Source organism: Xanthomonas sp. NCPPB 3174 (assembly GCF_056725205.1).
This window is the reverse complement of sequence record NZ_CM161517.1, coordinates 2,502,931-2,516,551: the sequence shown is the minus strand read 5'-3', so window position 1 is coordinate 2,516,551 and position 13,621 is coordinate 2,502,931. Positions and strand designations below refer to the sequence as shown.

15 protein-coding genes are annotated in these 13,621 nt (G+C 68.6%); all 15 read right to left on the bottom strand.

Annotated elements, in window-relative coordinates:
* Positions 1–8: 8 nt before the first annotated feature.
* Positions 9–656: an acetyltransferase gene (locus AC1PK7_RS11220; protein WP_481098190.1), complete on the bottom strand. Its 648-nt coding sequence runs from the start codon at positions 654–656 to the stop codon at positions 9–11.
* The gene (locus AC1PK7_RS11215) at positions 653–1,414 is read right to left on the bottom strand and encodes an SDR family NAD(P)-dependent oxidoreductase (RefSeq protein ID WP_481098189.1); all 762 of its coding nucleotides are present in this window, start codon (positions 1,412–1,414) and stop codon (positions 653–655) included. The genes AC1PK7_RS11220 and AC1PK7_RS11215 overlap by 4 nt, the downstream gene beginning before the upstream one ends.
* Positions 1,415–1,428: 14 nt before the next feature.
* Positions 1,429–2,190, bottom strand: a complete 762-nt coding sequence (locus tag AC1PK7_RS11210) for an SDR family NAD(P)-dependent oxidoreductase (RefSeq protein ID WP_481098188.1) — start codon at positions 2,188–2,190, stop codon at positions 1,429–1,431.
* A 2-nt stretch (positions 2,191–2,192) separates the two neighbouring features.
* The gene (locus AC1PK7_RS11205) at positions 2,193–3,233 is read right to left on the bottom strand and encodes a ketoacyl-ACP synthase III (protein ID WP_371182214.1); all 1,041 of its coding nucleotides are present in this window, start codon (positions 3,231–3,233) and stop codon (positions 2,193–2,195) included.
* Between the two features lies 1 nt (position 3,234).
* Positions 3,235–3,459 carry an acyl carrier protein gene (locus AC1PK7_RS11200; RefSeq protein ID WP_019801391.1) on the bottom strand — a complete coding sequence of 75 codons (225 nt, stop codon included), beginning with the start codon at positions 3,457–3,459 and terminating at the stop codon, positions 3,235–3,237.
* Positions 3,456–4,634 carry a DegT/DnrJ/EryC1/StrS family aminotransferase gene (locus tag AC1PK7_RS11195; protein ID WP_481098187.1) on the bottom strand — a complete coding sequence of 393 codons (1,179 nt, stop codon included), beginning with the start codon at positions 4,632–4,634 and terminating at the stop codon, positions 3,456–3,458. Before AC1PK7_RS11195 ends, AC1PK7_RS11200 begins: the two co-directional genes overlap by 4 nt.
* A gap of 274 nt (positions 4,635–4,908) precedes the next feature.
* Positions 4,909–6,396, bottom strand: a complete 1,488-nt coding sequence (locus AC1PK7_RS11190) for a sigma-54 dependent transcriptional regulator (RefSeq protein WP_371182210.1) — start codon at positions 6,394–6,396, stop codon at positions 4,909–4,911.
* The gene (locus AC1PK7_RS11185; RefSeq protein ID WP_010341669.1) at positions 6,393–6,776 is read right to left on the bottom strand and encodes a response regulator; all 384 of its coding nucleotides are present in this window, start codon (positions 6,774–6,776) and stop codon (positions 6,393–6,395) included. The genes AC1PK7_RS11190 and AC1PK7_RS11185 overlap by 4 nt, the downstream gene beginning before the upstream one ends.
* 15 nt (positions 6,777–6,791) lie before the next feature.
* Positions 6,792–8,195 (bottom strand): RNA polymerase factor sigma-54, encoded by a 1,404-nt coding sequence (rpoN, locus tag AC1PK7_RS11180; protein WP_481098186.1) that lies wholly within the window; start codon positions 8,193–8,195, stop codon positions 6,792–6,794.
* Between the two features lie 267 nt (positions 8,196–8,462).
* The gene (locus AC1PK7_RS11175; protein ID WP_017908534.1) at positions 8,463–9,095 is read right to left on the bottom strand and encodes a response regulator; all 633 of its coding nucleotides are present in this window, start codon (positions 9,093–9,095) and stop codon (positions 8,463–8,465) included.
* Between the two features lie 89 nt (positions 9,096–9,184).
* Positions 9,185–9,763, bottom strand: a complete 579-nt coding sequence (locus AC1PK7_RS11170) for a PilZ domain-containing protein (RefSeq protein WP_481098185.1) — start codon at positions 9,761–9,763, stop codon at positions 9,185–9,187.
* The gene (locus AC1PK7_RS11165; protein ID WP_481098184.1) at positions 9,760–10,059 is read right to left on the bottom strand and encodes a hypothetical protein; all 300 of its coding nucleotides are present in this window, start codon (positions 10,057–10,059) and stop codon (positions 9,760–9,762) included. The genes AC1PK7_RS11170 and AC1PK7_RS11165 overlap by 4 nt, the downstream gene beginning before the upstream one ends.
* Positions 10,056–10,475, bottom strand: coding sequence for a flagellar export chaperone FliS (gene fliS / locus AC1PK7_RS11160; RefSeq protein WP_010341674.1), 420 nt, complete (start codon positions 10,473–10,475; stop codon positions 10,056–10,058). Before fliS ends, AC1PK7_RS11165 begins: the two co-directional genes overlap by 4 nt.
* 148 nt (positions 10,476–10,623) lie before the next feature.
* Entirely contained in the window at positions 10,624–11,946 is a 1,323-nt protein-coding gene (gene fliD, locus AC1PK7_RS11155; RefSeq protein WP_481098183.1) for a flagellar filament capping protein FliD, read from the bottom strand.
* A 200-nt stretch (positions 11,947–12,146) separates the two neighbouring features.
* Positions 12,147–13,334, bottom strand: a complete 1,188-nt coding sequence (locus AC1PK7_RS11150; protein WP_209029245.1) for a flagellin — start codon at positions 13,332–13,334, stop codon at positions 12,147–12,149.
* Positions 13,335–13,621 lie beyond the last annotated feature (287 nt).

The window sequence follows — 13,621 nt, the reverse complement described above, 5'->3', positions numbered from 1 at the left end:
GCGTAGGGTCAACGGCTGAAGATGGTACGCGCCGGATTCCCGGCGACGGTGACATTCGGTGGCACGTCCTTGACCACCACGCTGCCGGCGCCGATCACGGCGCCGTCGCCGATCGCGATGCCGGGCAGCACGGTCGAGTGTGGGTGGATCACCACGTCGTCGCCGATGCGGGCGCCGCCGCCGACGAACACGAAGTTGCCGATCTGCACATAATCGCCGATCACCACGTCGTGGCCGACGATGGTGGTGGCGAGGATGGTGACGAACTCGCCGATGCGGCTGTCGGCGCCGATCGACACGCCGACCTCGAACAGGCTGCCGCGCCCGATCGGAGTCTCCGAGGCTTCGCGCAGGCGCGGGCGCAGCACCATGAAGTCGGCACCGCGCGCCAGCAGCGGCTGGCTGTAGCGGCGGCGCGCCGCCGGATCGCCGAGCGCGCACACGAACAGGTCGCCAGGCACCGGCTGGTAGGTGTCCGGGTCGCCGAGCAGCGGCCAGCGCAGACCGGGGGCAAGTTCGCTGCGGCTGTCGAGGAAACCCTTGATGTCCCAGGCCTGGCCGTGGCCCGGATCGTCGTTGTACGCCATCGCTGCGATGCCGCGGCCGAAGCCGCCGGCGCCGACGATCAGCACGTGCTTCGGTGGCGCAGTGCTCATGCGAACTCCACGCCGCCGTCCATGCTGAAGGCCTGGCCGGTAACCTTGCTGCTGGCGTCTGAGAGGAAATACAGGCAGGCCAGGGCCACGTCCTCGGGATCGCCGATGCCCAGCGGATAGCGCTTGCGGCTCTCCTCGAACCAGGCCTTGTCCTCGTTGATCAGCGTGGTTTCGACCAGGCCCGGGCACAGTGCGTTGGCGCGGATCTGGCGCCGCGCCAGTTCCAGCGCCAACGGCCGCAGCATGCCGATCAGCGCCGCCTTGGAGCCGGCGTAGGGGCCGACACCGACGGTGCCGGTCAGCGCGGCGATCGAGGCGAGGAAGACGATGGAGCCGCCGGGGCGCAGCGCCTGGCGCGCGAGCAGGTGGCGGGTCAGCATCGTCGGCGCCACGTAGTTGATCGTCGTCACCTCGGTGAGGAAGCGCTCGCTGACCAGCTTCATCGGCGACAGGCCGCGGATGCCGGCGCTGTGCACCACGCCGTCCAGCGGCCCGCTCTCGGCGGCCAGGCGTTGCACGGTGGCGGCGTCGCACAGGTCGCCGGCGAACAGGCGGTGGCCGTCGCCCGGCAACACGTCCAGCAGCGCCTGCAGACGCGGCAGATCGCGACCGGCCACGAGCAGCTGCGCACCGGCGCCGGCGCAGGCCTTGGCCACCGCCTCGCCGATGCCCTTGGAGGCGCCGGTCACCAGGATGCGCTTGCCGTGCACGCCGTACAGCGTCTGCAGCAGGGCGGCGGGCGTTTCCGCAACGGACATGGAGGTCTCCGGGCTCATAGGCGGATCGGCAGGGACAGCCCGCCGTCGATGGTCAGGGTGCTGCGGGTGATCCAGCGGCTGGCGTCGGACAGCAGGTAGACGGCGCCGTTGGCGACATCGGCCGGGTCGATGCGGCCGAGCGGGGTCAGCGCGATCTTGTCGCCCATGTCCGCGGTACTGCCCAACCTGCTCAACATCGGCGTGTCGACATAGCCCGGGGCGATGCAGTTGGCGCGGATGCGGTGCCGGGCCTGTTCCAGGGCGAAGGACCGCACCGCGGCCTCCAGCGCCGCCTTGGAGCCGGCGTAGCCGGCGCTGGCCTGCGGCGCGGCGCGCGCGGTCAGCGCCGAGACGTAGACCAGCGAGGCGCCTTCCTGCAGCCGGCGCTTGGCCAGCAACTGCTGGGTCAGCACGATCGGCGCCAGATAGTTCACCGACAGCATCTGCTGCAGGTGCTTCTCGGCGGCCATCCGGAATGGCACCAGTGCTGCGATGCCGGCGCACGAGGCCAGGCCGTGGTAGCGCTCGGCCGCCTCCAGCAGCTGCGTGCGGGTCGCGTCCTCGGTGAGGTCGCCGACGACGCTGCGGTGGCCCTCACCAGGCAGCGCCGCGGCGACCGCCTGCAGACGTTCCGCATCGCGCCCGGTGAGGACCAGCGTCGCGCCCAGGCGCGCGCACAGCGAGGCGACGGCGGCACCGATGCCCGAAGAGGCGCCGGTCACCAGGATGGTCTTGCCCTGCAGCCCGAAGGCATCGGTGGGTGCGGCAGGCGCCATCGTCAGGACTCGATCAGGTCGGGGAACACCGCGCCGTCGATATCGACCAGGCAGGTGCCCCACGACAGGCCGATGCCGAAGCCGCACAGCAGCACACGCTTGCGGCCGGCTTCCAGCTCCTTGTTGATCCGCGCGGTCATGGTCACCGGCAGCGAGGCGCCGCTGGTGTTGCCGAAATCGTGCAGGGTGGAGGGCACCTTTTCCGGCGGCAGGCCGAGCTTCTTGCGGATGGTCTCGTTGATCATCCGGTTGGCCTGGTGGAACACGAAGTAATCGATCTCGTCCTTGGACACGCCGCTGTAGTCGAGCAGTTTCTGCACCGCCGGCGGCACCCGCTGGGTGGAGAAGCTCAGCACCGCCACGCCGTCCAGTTGCAGGTCCACGCCGCGATGCCAGTGGTCGTTCTCGTCGGCGCGGTACGGGATCAGGTGCTGCACCCCGACCGGTTCGCGGTGGCCGCCGACTGGCAGGATGATCGCGCGGTAGCCGCTGCCGTCGCTGTTGAGGTCGAAATGCATCGGTGCCGCGTCGGCGCTGAACTCCAGCGCGGTGGCGGTGCCGGAGTCGGAGAAAATCGGATCGTCGAAGGTGGCGCTGCGGTCGCCGACCAGCAGCAGGCCTTTCTTGACCCCGCCGGCGGCGATCATCGAGCCGAGCAGGTTGATGCCGAACGGGTAGGCCGAGCAGCCCAGGTTGACGTCGAACGCGACCGTGGCGTGCGACAGGCCCAGGCGGTCCTGCAGGATGATCGCCGTGGCCGGAATCGGATAATCCGGCGACTGGGTAACCACGATCAGCGCATCGACCTCCTCGCGCTGCCACTGCAGGCGCTCCAGCAGCACCTGCGCCGCGTCGAAGGCCAGGTCGGAAAAGCACTGCCAGTCCGCAGCCATGCGCCGGGTATGGATGCCGATGTTGCGCACCAGCCGCTCGCGCTCGGAGCGGATCTGCGGCCGGCAATCGGTGAGATTGGAGACGACGCGCTTGGGCACGCAGGTCGCCATGCCGGCGAAGCGTACATTGCGCAGCGTGGAGGTCGGCATGTTACGCCCCGGTCAGTTTGTACAGATCGCCGAGGGTCACCACCGCGGCCAGGTGCTCGCCGGTGATGGTCTTGCCGTACTCCATGTCGAACATCACGATCACGCCCAGCGCGGCCAGCGAATCCCACTCGGGCAACTCGCGCAACACCGTGTCCATGGTGACCTCGACCGGATTCTGGAAATCCGTGGCCGACAGGAAATTCTCGATAAACGTCTCTTGGCTCATGCTGCGGGTTCCACGGGTTGGGCGAAGGAGGGAGAGGCGAGGGTGCGACGGGAATCGGACGCGGGCATGACGCCGCCCGCCGCGGCGATCAGGTCGACGATGGCGTCCACCTGATCGGCCGCCAGTCCGGGAAAGATCGGCAGGCACAGCACGCGGTCGGCCATCTGCCGCGCCACCGGCAGGCCGGCCGGGGCGGACGAGGGCAGGCCGCGGTACATCGGGAAATCGCTGATCAGCGGGTAGAAATAGCGGCGCACCAGGATGTCGTGGCTGCGCAGCAGCCGGTGCAGCTCGTCGCGCGCCAGCGGGAAGGCGTCCTCGACCAGGATCGGGAACGAGGCGTAGTTGGACAGAGCCGGTTCCCGCGGCGCCAGGCAGCGGATCCCCGGCACCTGCGCCAGACGCTGCCGGTATTGCGCGTCGATCGCCCCGCGCTGCGCCAGCGCGGCATCGATGTGCTGCAGTTGCAGCAGCCCGAAGGCGGCGTTGATCTCGCTCATCTTGCCGTTGATGCCGGTCGCCACCACGGTGGTCTCGTCGACGAAGCCGAAGTTCTTCAGCCGACTGATGCGCTGGTAGGTCTTGGCGTCGGGGCAGACGATGGCGCCGCCCTCGAAGGTGTTGAACACCTTGGTGGCGTGGAAGCTGAGCACGCTGAGGTCGCCATGGCGCAGGATCGAGCCGCCTTCGTCCTTGACGCCGAACGCATGCGCGGCGTCGTAGATGACCTTGAGGTTATAGGTGTCGGCGATGCGCTCGATCGCGCCGGTGTCGCAAGGGGTGCCATAGCAGTGCACCGGCATGATCGCGGTGGTGTGCGGGGTGATCGCCGCCTCGATCTTCAGCGGATCCAGGTTCATGGTTTGTGGATCGATGTCCACGAACACCGGCTTGATGCCGCGCCACAGCAGCGAGTGCGCGGTGGCCACGAACGAGTACGGGGTGGTGATGACCTCGCCGGTGATGCGCAGCGCCTGCAGTGCGGTCAGCAGCGCCAGGGTGCCGTTGGTCAGCAGCGCCAGGTGGTTGACCCCCAGATACTCGGCCAGTGCCTTCTCCAGCGCGCGGTGCATGTCGCCGCCGTTGGTCAGGATGCGGCTGCGCCAGATCTGCTCCAGGTAGGGGACGAATGCCTCCAGGGGCGGCAGCAGCGGACTGGTGACGGGGATGGACATGGGACCTGCCTGGCGACGGGTGGAAGTCCCCGGTGCGGAACGCCCCGCCCGGTGCTGTGGAAACGTGAAGCAAGCCACATGCCAAAGGTGCCTGTCCACTGTCGGCGCGTTCGACCGGGATGCAATGCAGACCAAGGGTCGCGTAATCGCCGCGGGCGCGCAGCGCAGCAGCCCCAGCGCGAGTCCGGTCTCAAGGGTGGGAAGGGGGGGGAGACGGCATCCGGCGGCACCACCGGCGCGCCGGGTGCCGTCGCACCCGGCGCCGTGCGCCGGCTCAGCTCGCCAGTTCGGTCTGGTCGCGGTCGATGCCGTACTTGCGCAGCTTCTCGACCAGGGTGGTACGCCGCAGGCCCAGCAACTGTGCCGCATGCGCGACCACGCCCTGGGTGCGCTCCAGCGCCTCGTTGATCAGCGCCAGCTCGATGTTGGCCATGTGCCCGCGCAGGTCCAGGCCGCTTTCCGGCAGCGTCGCCGCAGCCGGGGCCGCCGCGTCGGCGTCCGCGCCGCCGGGCTTGCCGCCGGCGTGCAGGTCCACCACGTTGGGCACCCGCCGCGGATCGGCCGCGATCGGCGCCGGCGGCGCCGACACGTCGATGGACGAGGCGAAGTCGCCACGATAGCGCGCCGGCAGGTCCTGCACCCGTACCAGGCCGCCCGGATGCAGCACCGCCAGGCGTTCGACCAGGTTGGTCAGCTCGCGCACGTTGCCCGGCCACTCGTAGCTGCGCAGCGCCTGCAAGGCCTCTTCGGAGAAGCGCACTTCGCCGCGCCCGGTCCGCGCCAGCTGCGCGGCGATGGTGTGGACCAGCGCCGGCAGGTCGTCGCTGCGTTCGCGCAGCGCCGGCATCTCGATCGGGAACACGTTGAGCCGGTAGAACAGGTCCTCGCGGAACTGGTTGCCGGCGATGCGCTCTTCCAGGTTGCGGTGGGTGGCGGCGATCACCCGCACGTTGCAGCGGATGGTGACGTTGCCGCCGACCCGCTCGAAGCTGCGCTCCTGCAGCACCCGCAACAGCTTGACCTGCATCGGCAGGCTCATGTCGCCGATTTCGTCGAGCAGCAGGGTGCCGCCCTCGGCCATCTCGAAACGGCCCTTGCGCGCGCTCAGCGCGCCGGTGAACGAGCCCTTCTCGTGGCCGAACAGTTCGCTCTCGAGCAGGTCCGGCGGGATCGCGCCGCAGTTGATCGCCACGAACGGGCCATCGCGGCGCGGCGACTGCTGATGGATCGCGCGCGCCACCACTTCCTTGCCGGTGCCGGACTCGCCCAGCACCAGCACGGTGGTGTCGAAGGCCGCAACCTGGTCGATCAGCCGGCGCAGGCGGGTCACCGCGGCGCTGGTGCCGGTCGGGCCGTTGTCCTGCGCGGCGCCGGCCTGGTGCTCGGCGTCCAGCCGCTTGAGGCTGGCGCGGCGCAGCAGGGTTTCCAGTTGCGCGTGGCGCAGCGGCGCTTCCAACTGCCACACGTTGGCTTCGTGCAGTCCATGGCGCTGCGCGAAAGCCTGCGCGTCGCCGTTGAGCAGCAGCACCGGCGGTGGCAGCGAGCTGCGCGCCACCCAGCCGAAGAAGGCGTCGGCCTGGTCCTGGTCGTCGAGTCCGCCGACCAGGATCGCCATCCACTCGGTCTGCCGATGCCGGCCGGGCTGGACGTCGGCTACGTCGGTCACCCAACGCGGGTTGAGGTCCATGAATTCGAGCAGGCTCACGGTCCGCTCGGCGCGCACCGCGTCGTCATCGATCACCAGGATCCGCGATTCGCTCATGCCGGCACTCCTTCCGTACGAAGTCCCTCCAGGATCGGCATCACTTCCTGGATGTAGGACAGCTTGCTGACGAAGTTGTCGGCACCGGCGCGCATGGCGTGCTCGCGGTGCTCGGCGTCGTCGAAATGGCTGGCGATCACGATGTAGGGCGCCTGGTCCTGGGTCTTGATCAGGCGGGTGGCCTGCAGGCCGCCCATCTCGGGCATGGCCAGGTCCATCAGCACCACCTGCGGGCGCAGCGACTCGGAGCGCTCGATGGCTTCCAGGCCATTGGCGGCGCTGCCGATCACTTCCATCCAGTCGAGCTTGCGGAAGTGGCGCATGGCGGCGTTGATGAAACCTTCGTGGTCGTCGACCAGAAGCACGGACAGTTTGTTCATATGCGTCGTTTTTCCTTAGCCCGCACGGGCCAGCAGCGTTTTGCTGCCGCGGCGGCGTTCGCGTGCGGGAGCGATGTCCAATTGTTCACGATACTTGGCAACTGTGCGCCTTGCCACGTTTACGCCCTGTCGCGACAGCAGCCCGGCGATGGCCTCGTCGGCCAGCGGCCGCCCGGCCGGCTCGGATTCGATCAAGCGCCGCACCATCGCGCGCACCGCCTGGCCGGATACCGCCGCACCTTCCAGGCGCACGGCGAAGAAGTGCTTGAGCTCGAAAGTACCGCGCGGGGTCTGCAGGTACTTGCCGGTGGTGATGCGGGAAATGGTCGACTCGTGCATGCCGATCGCATCGGCCACTTCCTTCAGGGTCAGCGGCGCCATCGCTTCCTCGCCCTTGACCAGGAACGCGGCCTGGCGCTCGACGATGGCGCGGGTGGTGCGCAGCAGGGTCTCGTAGCGCATCGACAGGCCACGGGTCAGCCAGCGCGCTTCCTGCAGCATTTCGCGCAGCGGCTGCGCGGCGTCGCCGGCCTCGGCCAGGGCGCGCTCGTGCATCGGGTTGACGGTGACGCGGTGGGTGGTGGCCGGGTTCAGCGCCACCCGCCAGGTGCCGTCGGCATGCCAGGCCACCACGTCCGGCAGCACGTGACCCAGGTCCTGCGGCTGCAGGCTGTCGCCGGGGCGCGGCTGCAGCGACAGGATCAGCCGCACCGCCTCGCGCACATCGTCGGTTTCGGCGTCGAGCTGGCGTCCGAGCAGGGCGTAGTCGTGGCTGGCGAGCAGGTCGAGGTCGCCGGCGAGGATGCGCGCGGCCAGGTGGCGGCCGGGCACGCGGCCGGGCAGGTCGCTCAGCTGCGCCTGCAGGCACTCGCGCAGGTCGCAGGCGCCCAGGCCGCCCGGGTCGCCATGCAGCAGGCGCTGGCGGACCGCTTCGGCCTGCGCTACCGACAGGCCCAGGCGGGCGCTGGCCAGCTGCTGCAGGGTGTCGAGCGCGCCGTCCAGGTAGCCGGCATCGTCGCAGTGCTCCAGCCAGAACGCGGCCGCTTCCAATTCTGCTGCCGGCAGTTCCAGGGCCAGCCGCTGCAGCACGCGCAGGTGCGGATCGGTGGACTCGCCGGCGGCGATGCGCTGCATGCGGTCGTCTTCGCCGTCGTTCCAGCCGGCGGCCGGAATGTCCCACATCGAGGATTCGGGAAGTTCGTCGAACGCCGCGGTTTCCAGCGCCGCATCCTCGTGCTTCACCACCGGCTCGATCGCGCCCTCGGCCTCTTCCAGCTCGAGCAATGGATTGGTCTCCAGTGCGCGGCGGATTTCCAGTTCCAGTTGCATGCCGTCGAGCTGCAGCAGTCGGATCGACTGCAGCAGTTGCGGGGTCAGATGCAGTTGCTGGCCCAGTTGGGCGGAAACGGTCGGCTTCATGCGGACTTCCTCGGTTCGGCGCCAACCCTCTGGCGCCCGTGGAACGCATAGTGCTTGTCGCCCGACGGTAACAGAATCGGGGGGTTCCTGAGTAGAGTAGTCAAATTCCCGACAGGGTGTCGGGAATTTCCTGACATCGGCGTCGTGGGCGCCGGACAGTCGACGGCGCAATGCCTGATGCGGCGGGGTTCGGCGGGATCGTCACGCCTGCTGACCGGTTAAGGCAAGCGCTATGCCAATCTTCCGTGTCGGGATGCCGTCCCCAGTTCAGCTCAGCTCGCCCTGGTGGCGTGCGGCCAGCAGGACCAGATCGTTGGCGCGGCGGCAGCCCAGCGATTCCATCATCCGCGCGCGGTGGGTCTCGACGGTCTTGACGCTGATGCCCAGGTCCGAGGCGATTTCCTTGTTGCTCTGGCCCCGGCCGATCTGGCGCAGGATCTCGCGCTGGCGCGGCGACAGGGCGGCGATGCCCACCGGGCGCTCGCGGCCGAGCATCGGCGCGATCATCTTGGAAGAAATCTGCGGACTCAGGAACACCTGGTTGGCGCTGGCCGCGCGCAGCGCCAGTTCCAGCTCCAGCGGGGCGGCGTCCTTGACCACGAAGCCGGTGGCGCCGCGGTCCAGGGCATCGCGCACGTGTACCGGGTCGTCGTGCATCGACATCATCACCACCCGGGTCTTGGGCGAGCTGTGCAGCACGTCGGTGAGCGCGTCCAAGCCGCTGCGCCCCGGCAGGGACAGGTCCATCAGCACCAGGTCGGGGCGGTGCAGGGTGGCCAGATCCACCGCCTGCTGGGCGTTGCTGGCCTCGGCGACCACGTCGACGTCCGCAAACGTCTGCAGCAGCCGGCTCAGGCCGGCGCGTACCAGGGTGTGATCGTCGACGATGATGACTCGCACGGTGCAGGTCCTTCTATTCAGATCCGCACCTTAGCCGAGCCGCTCGCCGCCGCCAACCTCACCGCGGCCGCGGGTGGCCCGGGGCGGGCTCAGCGCGCCCGCCGGCTGTCGGCGATCTGCCGGCGGTGCAGCCGGAACAGGTGGCGTTCCAGGGCCTCTTCCAGGCCCGGCGGCTGTGTCTCGAACCGTAGCCAAAGTTGCACGACCCCGGCCGTGGTGGCCTCGGCCAGCACCCGCACCGGCAGTTCCAGGTGGTCCGGCAGCCAGTCCGAGGGCTGCAGGCGCAGCAGGCCGGCGGCGCCGGGCGCGGCGCCCGAGCGCGCGCCCAGGTCCAGCCGCACGCCCCGGCGCGACCAGCACAGCGGCCGCAACGGCAGGGCATCCTCGTGCTGGCGGGCCAACCGGCCCAGCAGCACCAGCATCAGGTCGAGCTTGGCCTCCATCCGCTGCGTCTGCGCGGTGGCTTCGCTGCGGTCGTCGCTGCCATCCTCGCCGCGCAGATCCTCGATCTGCGCCAGGCTGCGCAACAGCGCCTCGCCGGCCGCCAGCCGGCCGGCACCGTTGCCCAGGCGAAAATCCGCCGGTAGCGCCAGCGCGCAACTGAGGGTGTCGTGGAACAGTTCGGCGTCGGCCGGGTGCTGCGCCGCGCCGTCCGGGCCGGCGTTCATCCCAGCAGTCCGGCCTGCGAATAGAGCCGCGCGGCGTGGCTGGACTGGCGGCTGGCGCGCAGCCAGGCCGCGGCATGGTCGCGCTCCATGCGCATCTGTGCGGTCACCGCCTGCTGCAGGGCGAGCAGTGGCTTGAGCGCCTCGCGCGAGCGGTCGGCGCCGTCCTGCTGCAGATACGCCTGCAGGCGCCGCGCATGGTCGGTGACCATCGCCTGGGCCAGGGCATAGTCGTCGCCGCGCAGGATCTCGCGCAGTTCGTGCAGGTCGTTGTGCAGGTCGGCGAGCTGGATGCTCACGATGCGTTCGCCGTGGCCAGTTCGCGCTGTTGCGCGGGGATGGCGGCCCAGGCCGCGTCGATCTCGCTGAGCAGTTCCAGCGCCTCGGTCAGCGCGGCATCGTCGTTGTGCAGGTTGGCTTCGGTCAGCCGGTGCATCACGTAGTCGTACAGCGCCGACAGGTTGCCGGCGATCTCGCCGCCGGCCTCGTGGTCGAGCGAGCCGTTGAGATGGCCGACGATGGCGCAGGCCTCGCCGATCGCCTTGCCCTTGCGCGCCTGGTCGCCCTGCGCAAGGCAGGCCTGGGCCTGGCGGATGCGCTGGCAGGCACCGGCGAACAGCATGGCGACCAGCTTGTGCGGATCGGCATCGGTGACGCTGGTGGAAATGCCCATCTTGCGATATTGCTCAGCGTACTGGCGGCTGGAACCGTACATGGAAAACTCCTCGGGTGGACGTGCGGGGCCTGGGGCTATGCCGGTTGGTGGCGATGCCGGGCGGTTGTTGCCGCAGATCCACAATGACTGTCGATACTCTTCATATCGGCCGCGACGCGCTTCGACTTGAGCCGCGACCACACGCGCGTCAGCTGAATTGCTTGGTCAAGTTGTCGCTCGTGGTCTGCATCTGCGTCACCAGCGTCTCCATCGCCGTGAAGCGGGCGGTGTACTGGTCGGTCAGTGTCTGCATGCGCGCGTCCAGATCGCTGAGCTGGTCGGTCAGATCGGAAATGTGCTTGTTGAGCGCGTCGGTCCGCTGGGTCAGGGTGCCGCTGGTGCTGTCCAGGTTGCTCTTGAGCAGCGTGCTCATCCCGGCGCCGAAACTGCCGGCGCTGCCGAGCATGGTCTTGGCCGCCGACGGATCGGTGGCCACGGCGGTATCGAACTTGCTGCTATCCAGGCTCATCACGCCGTCTTTGTCGATGGTGACGCCCAGCGCCATCAGCCCGCTGACGTTGTCGCTGACCAGCCGCCGCAGCGACTGCTGCAGGCCGCGCACCATGGCATCGCCGGTCATCGGCGATGCCTTCTTGTTGGTGGCGTCGTAGGCGCTGGAGGACTTGAGCACGCTGTTGGCGGAGTTGTAGGCGCTGACCAGGGCGGTCAGGTTGGCCTTCAGCGGGCTGTTGTCGTTCGTGATGTTGAGATTGAAGGTAGTGCCGGCAACGGCCTTGGTGAGGTTGATGGCCACGCCAGGCACCAGGTCGGTGATGGTGTTGCTGCTGGAGGTGCGCTGGAAGCCGTCCACCTTCACCACCGCGTCGGCGGCGGCGATGGTCTGGGTCAAGCCGCCGCTGCTGCCGGCAGGGTAGGTGAGGTTGGCCAGGCCGCCGTCGCCACCGGAGGTGGTGATGGTCAGGGCGCCCTTGGTGCCGGTATCGACCGCGTTGAGCACCAGGTGATCGCCATCGTCGGCGGTGACCACGCTGGCGGTGACGCCGGCACCGTTGGCGGCCTTGTTGATGAAGGCCGCGACGTCGCTGAGCTTGCTGCCGGCATCGACATTGACGTTGAGGGTGGTGCTGCCATAAGCAATGGTCAGGGTGCCGCCACCGACCACGGCGCCGCTTGCGTAGGCCGACGAGGTCAGCTTCTGCGATTGCGCCAGCTTCACCACCTCGATGCCGTATCTGCCGGCGCTGGCGCTGGAAGTGACCGTGGCGGTATAGCCAGCGCCATCGTCGATGGTGGCCTTGTAGGCGCCCTTGTCGGCGCTGTCGGACACCGTGCTCATCGCCGTCTGCAGGTTGGACAGCGCGCTCTTGATCGTGCTCAAGGACGACAGCTGCGCACTGGAGGCGGTGCCGTCGCGGTTGATCCGGTCTTCCTGCGGCTGGCGTTCCTTCGACACCAGTTTGGCGACGAAGGTGGGGATGTCCAGGCCTGAGCCGATCGACGTGGTGGACATGATCGCGTTCCTTGAAGGGGCGGGCGCGCGACGCGCCAGCGGCTGAGGGGAGTATCGGCGCGCGGGGTCGCTTCTTGAGCGCCGCCCGTGCGTCGTTGCGGCCCAAAGGTCGATGCAAATCCTGTGCCGCTTCCGCGCGCGTCAAAAAAAAGGACCCCTCCTTGCGGAGGGGTCCGGTCTCACGGTGCGGCTTGCCGCGCTTAGCCCTGGAGCAGGCTCAGCACGCTCTGCGGGGCCTGCTTGGCCTGGGCCAGCATGGCGGTGCCGGCCTGCTGCAGGATCTGCGTACGGGTCAGCTCGGCGGTTTCCTTGGCGTAGTCGGTATCGCGGATGCGGCTGCGCGAGGCCGACAGGTTCTCCGAGGTGGAGCTCAGGTTGGCGATGGTGGAGGTGAAGCGGTTCTGGATCGCACCCATGTCGGCGCGCGAGGAGTTCACCGAGGTCAGCGCGTTGTCGATGATGCTCAACGCCTTCTGCGCGCCCTGGAAGGTGGAGATGTCCACGTCGGCCAGGTAGTTGGTGGTGCCGGCGGTGGCAGCGGCGCTGGCGGCGATGCCGGCGTTGCTGAAGGTGATGCCGGTGGCGCCGGTGGCGCTGCCCGCGGTGAACGAGAAGTCCTGGCCGCCCTTGACCGATTCCAGCTTCAGCGCGCTGGTGGTCGGGTCGATCGAGGCGTACACGCCGGTCTGGGCCAGCTTGTCGTTGATCGCCGAGGCGATCTTCTTGGCCACGTCCGCGCCGGCGTCGCCGTTGGCCACCGAGACCGAGGCGATGGTGACGCCGTTGACAACCATGCCGGAGAAGCTGCCGCTGGCGGTGGCGGTACCGGAGGCCAGGGCGGCCGAGCCGGTCTGGGTGGCGGCGAAGCCGGCCTTGCCCAGCGAAGCGGCGCTGGCGTTGACGATGCTGTTGATGCCGATGGTCTGTCCAGCGTCGGCACCGACCTGGAACAGGGCGCCGGAGAAGGAGCCGTCCAGCAGCTTGGTGCCGTTGAAGTTGGTCTGGCTGGAGACGCGGTCGATTTCCGAGGCCAGCTGCTTGACTTCCGAGTTCAGCGCGCCGCGGTCGGTGCTGGAGTTGGTGGCGTTGGCCGACTGCACCGCCAGTTCGCGGATACGCTGCAGGTTGTTGCCGATTTCGACCATCGCGCCTTCGGCGGTCTGCGCCAGCGAGATGCCATCGTTGGCGTTGCGCGAGGCCACGTCCAAGCCGCGGATCTGGGTGGTGAAGCGCTCGGAGATCGCCAGGCCGGCCGCGTCGTCCTTGGCGCTGTTGATGCGCAGGCCCGAGGACAGACGCTGGATCGTCGTCGCCAGGCTGGCGCTGGTGGTGTTGAGGTTGCGCTGAGCGTTCAGCGACATTACGTTGGTATTGATTACTTGTGCCATTTTGATATCTCCTCTAAGCGATTTGTCCGGCAACCCGTTGGTGCCTGGAGCCTCCGCAGGGGGCCATCAATTGGCCATTGCCGCTGCTGGTATAAGTAACGGCAGTCGGTGCGCAACCTTTAGGGATTTGCTGCCGAAAATTTGGCGTTTCGGCGATTTGCGTGACACCGAAAACGCGGAGAAAGGCTTGTTTCGGCCGCGCTTCGTCAAACTTTAGGCGTCTTGCCCAAGTCGGAGAAAGGGCGGCCCGGATCGCGCCGAGGGCGATGCGCTAGATGCTCTCGATC

What these genes read in the sequence shown, in the direction of transcription:
- rpoN (WP_481098186.1), bottom strand. Translation starts at nt 8,195, where the DNA reads ATGAAGCCGACCGTTTCCGCCCAACTGGGCCAGCAACTGCATCTGACC.
- fliS (WP_010341674.1), bottom strand. Translation starts at nt 10,475, where the DNA reads ATGTACGGTTCCAGCCGCCAGTACGCTGAGCAATATCGCAAGATGGGC.
- AC1PK7_RS11190 (WP_371182210.1), bottom strand. Translation starts at nt 6,396, where the DNA reads ATGAGCGAATCGCGGATCCTGGTGATCGATGACGACGCGGTGCGCGCC.
- AC1PK7_RS11170 (WP_481098185.1), bottom strand. Translation starts at nt 9,763, where the DNA reads ATGAACGCCGGCCCGGACGGCGCGGCGCAGCACCCGGCCGACGCCGAA.
- AC1PK7_RS11195 (WP_481098187.1), bottom strand. Translation starts at nt 4,634, where the DNA reads ATGTCCATCCCCGTCACCAGTCCGCTGCTGCCGCCCCTGGAGGCATTC.
- AC1PK7_RS11150 (WP_209029245.1), bottom strand. Translation starts at nt 13,334, where the DNA reads ATGGCACAAGTAATCAATACCAACGTAATGTCGCTGAACGCTCAGCGC.
- AC1PK7_RS11185 (WP_010341669.1), bottom strand. Translation starts at nt 6,776, where the DNA reads ATGAACAAACTGTCCGTGCTTCTGGTCGACGACCACGAAGGTTTCATC.
- AC1PK7_RS11215 (WP_481098189.1), bottom strand. Translation starts at nt 1,414, where the DNA reads ATGTCCGTTGCGGAAACGCCCGCCGCCCTGCTGCAGACGCTGTACGGC.
- AC1PK7_RS11210 (WP_481098188.1), bottom strand. Translation starts at nt 2,190, where the DNA reads ATGGCGCCTGCCGCACCCACCGATGCCTTCGGGCTGCAGGGCAAGACC.
- AC1PK7_RS11220 (WP_481098190.1), bottom strand. Translation starts at nt 656, where the DNA reads ATGAGCACTGCGCCACCGAAGCACGTGCTGATCGTCGGCGCCGGCGGC.
- AC1PK7_RS11205 (WP_371182214.1), bottom strand. Translation starts at nt 3,233, where the DNA reads ATGCCGACCTCCACGCTGCGCAATGTACGCTTCGCCGGCATGGCGACC.
- AC1PK7_RS11200 (WP_019801391.1), bottom strand. Translation starts at nt 3,459, where the DNA reads ATGAGCCAAGAGACGTTTATCGAGAATTTCCTGTCGGCCACGGATTTC.
- fliD (WP_481098183.1), bottom strand. Translation starts at nt 11,946, where the DNA reads ATGTCCACCACGTCGATCGGCTCAGGCCTGGACATCCCCACCTTCGTC.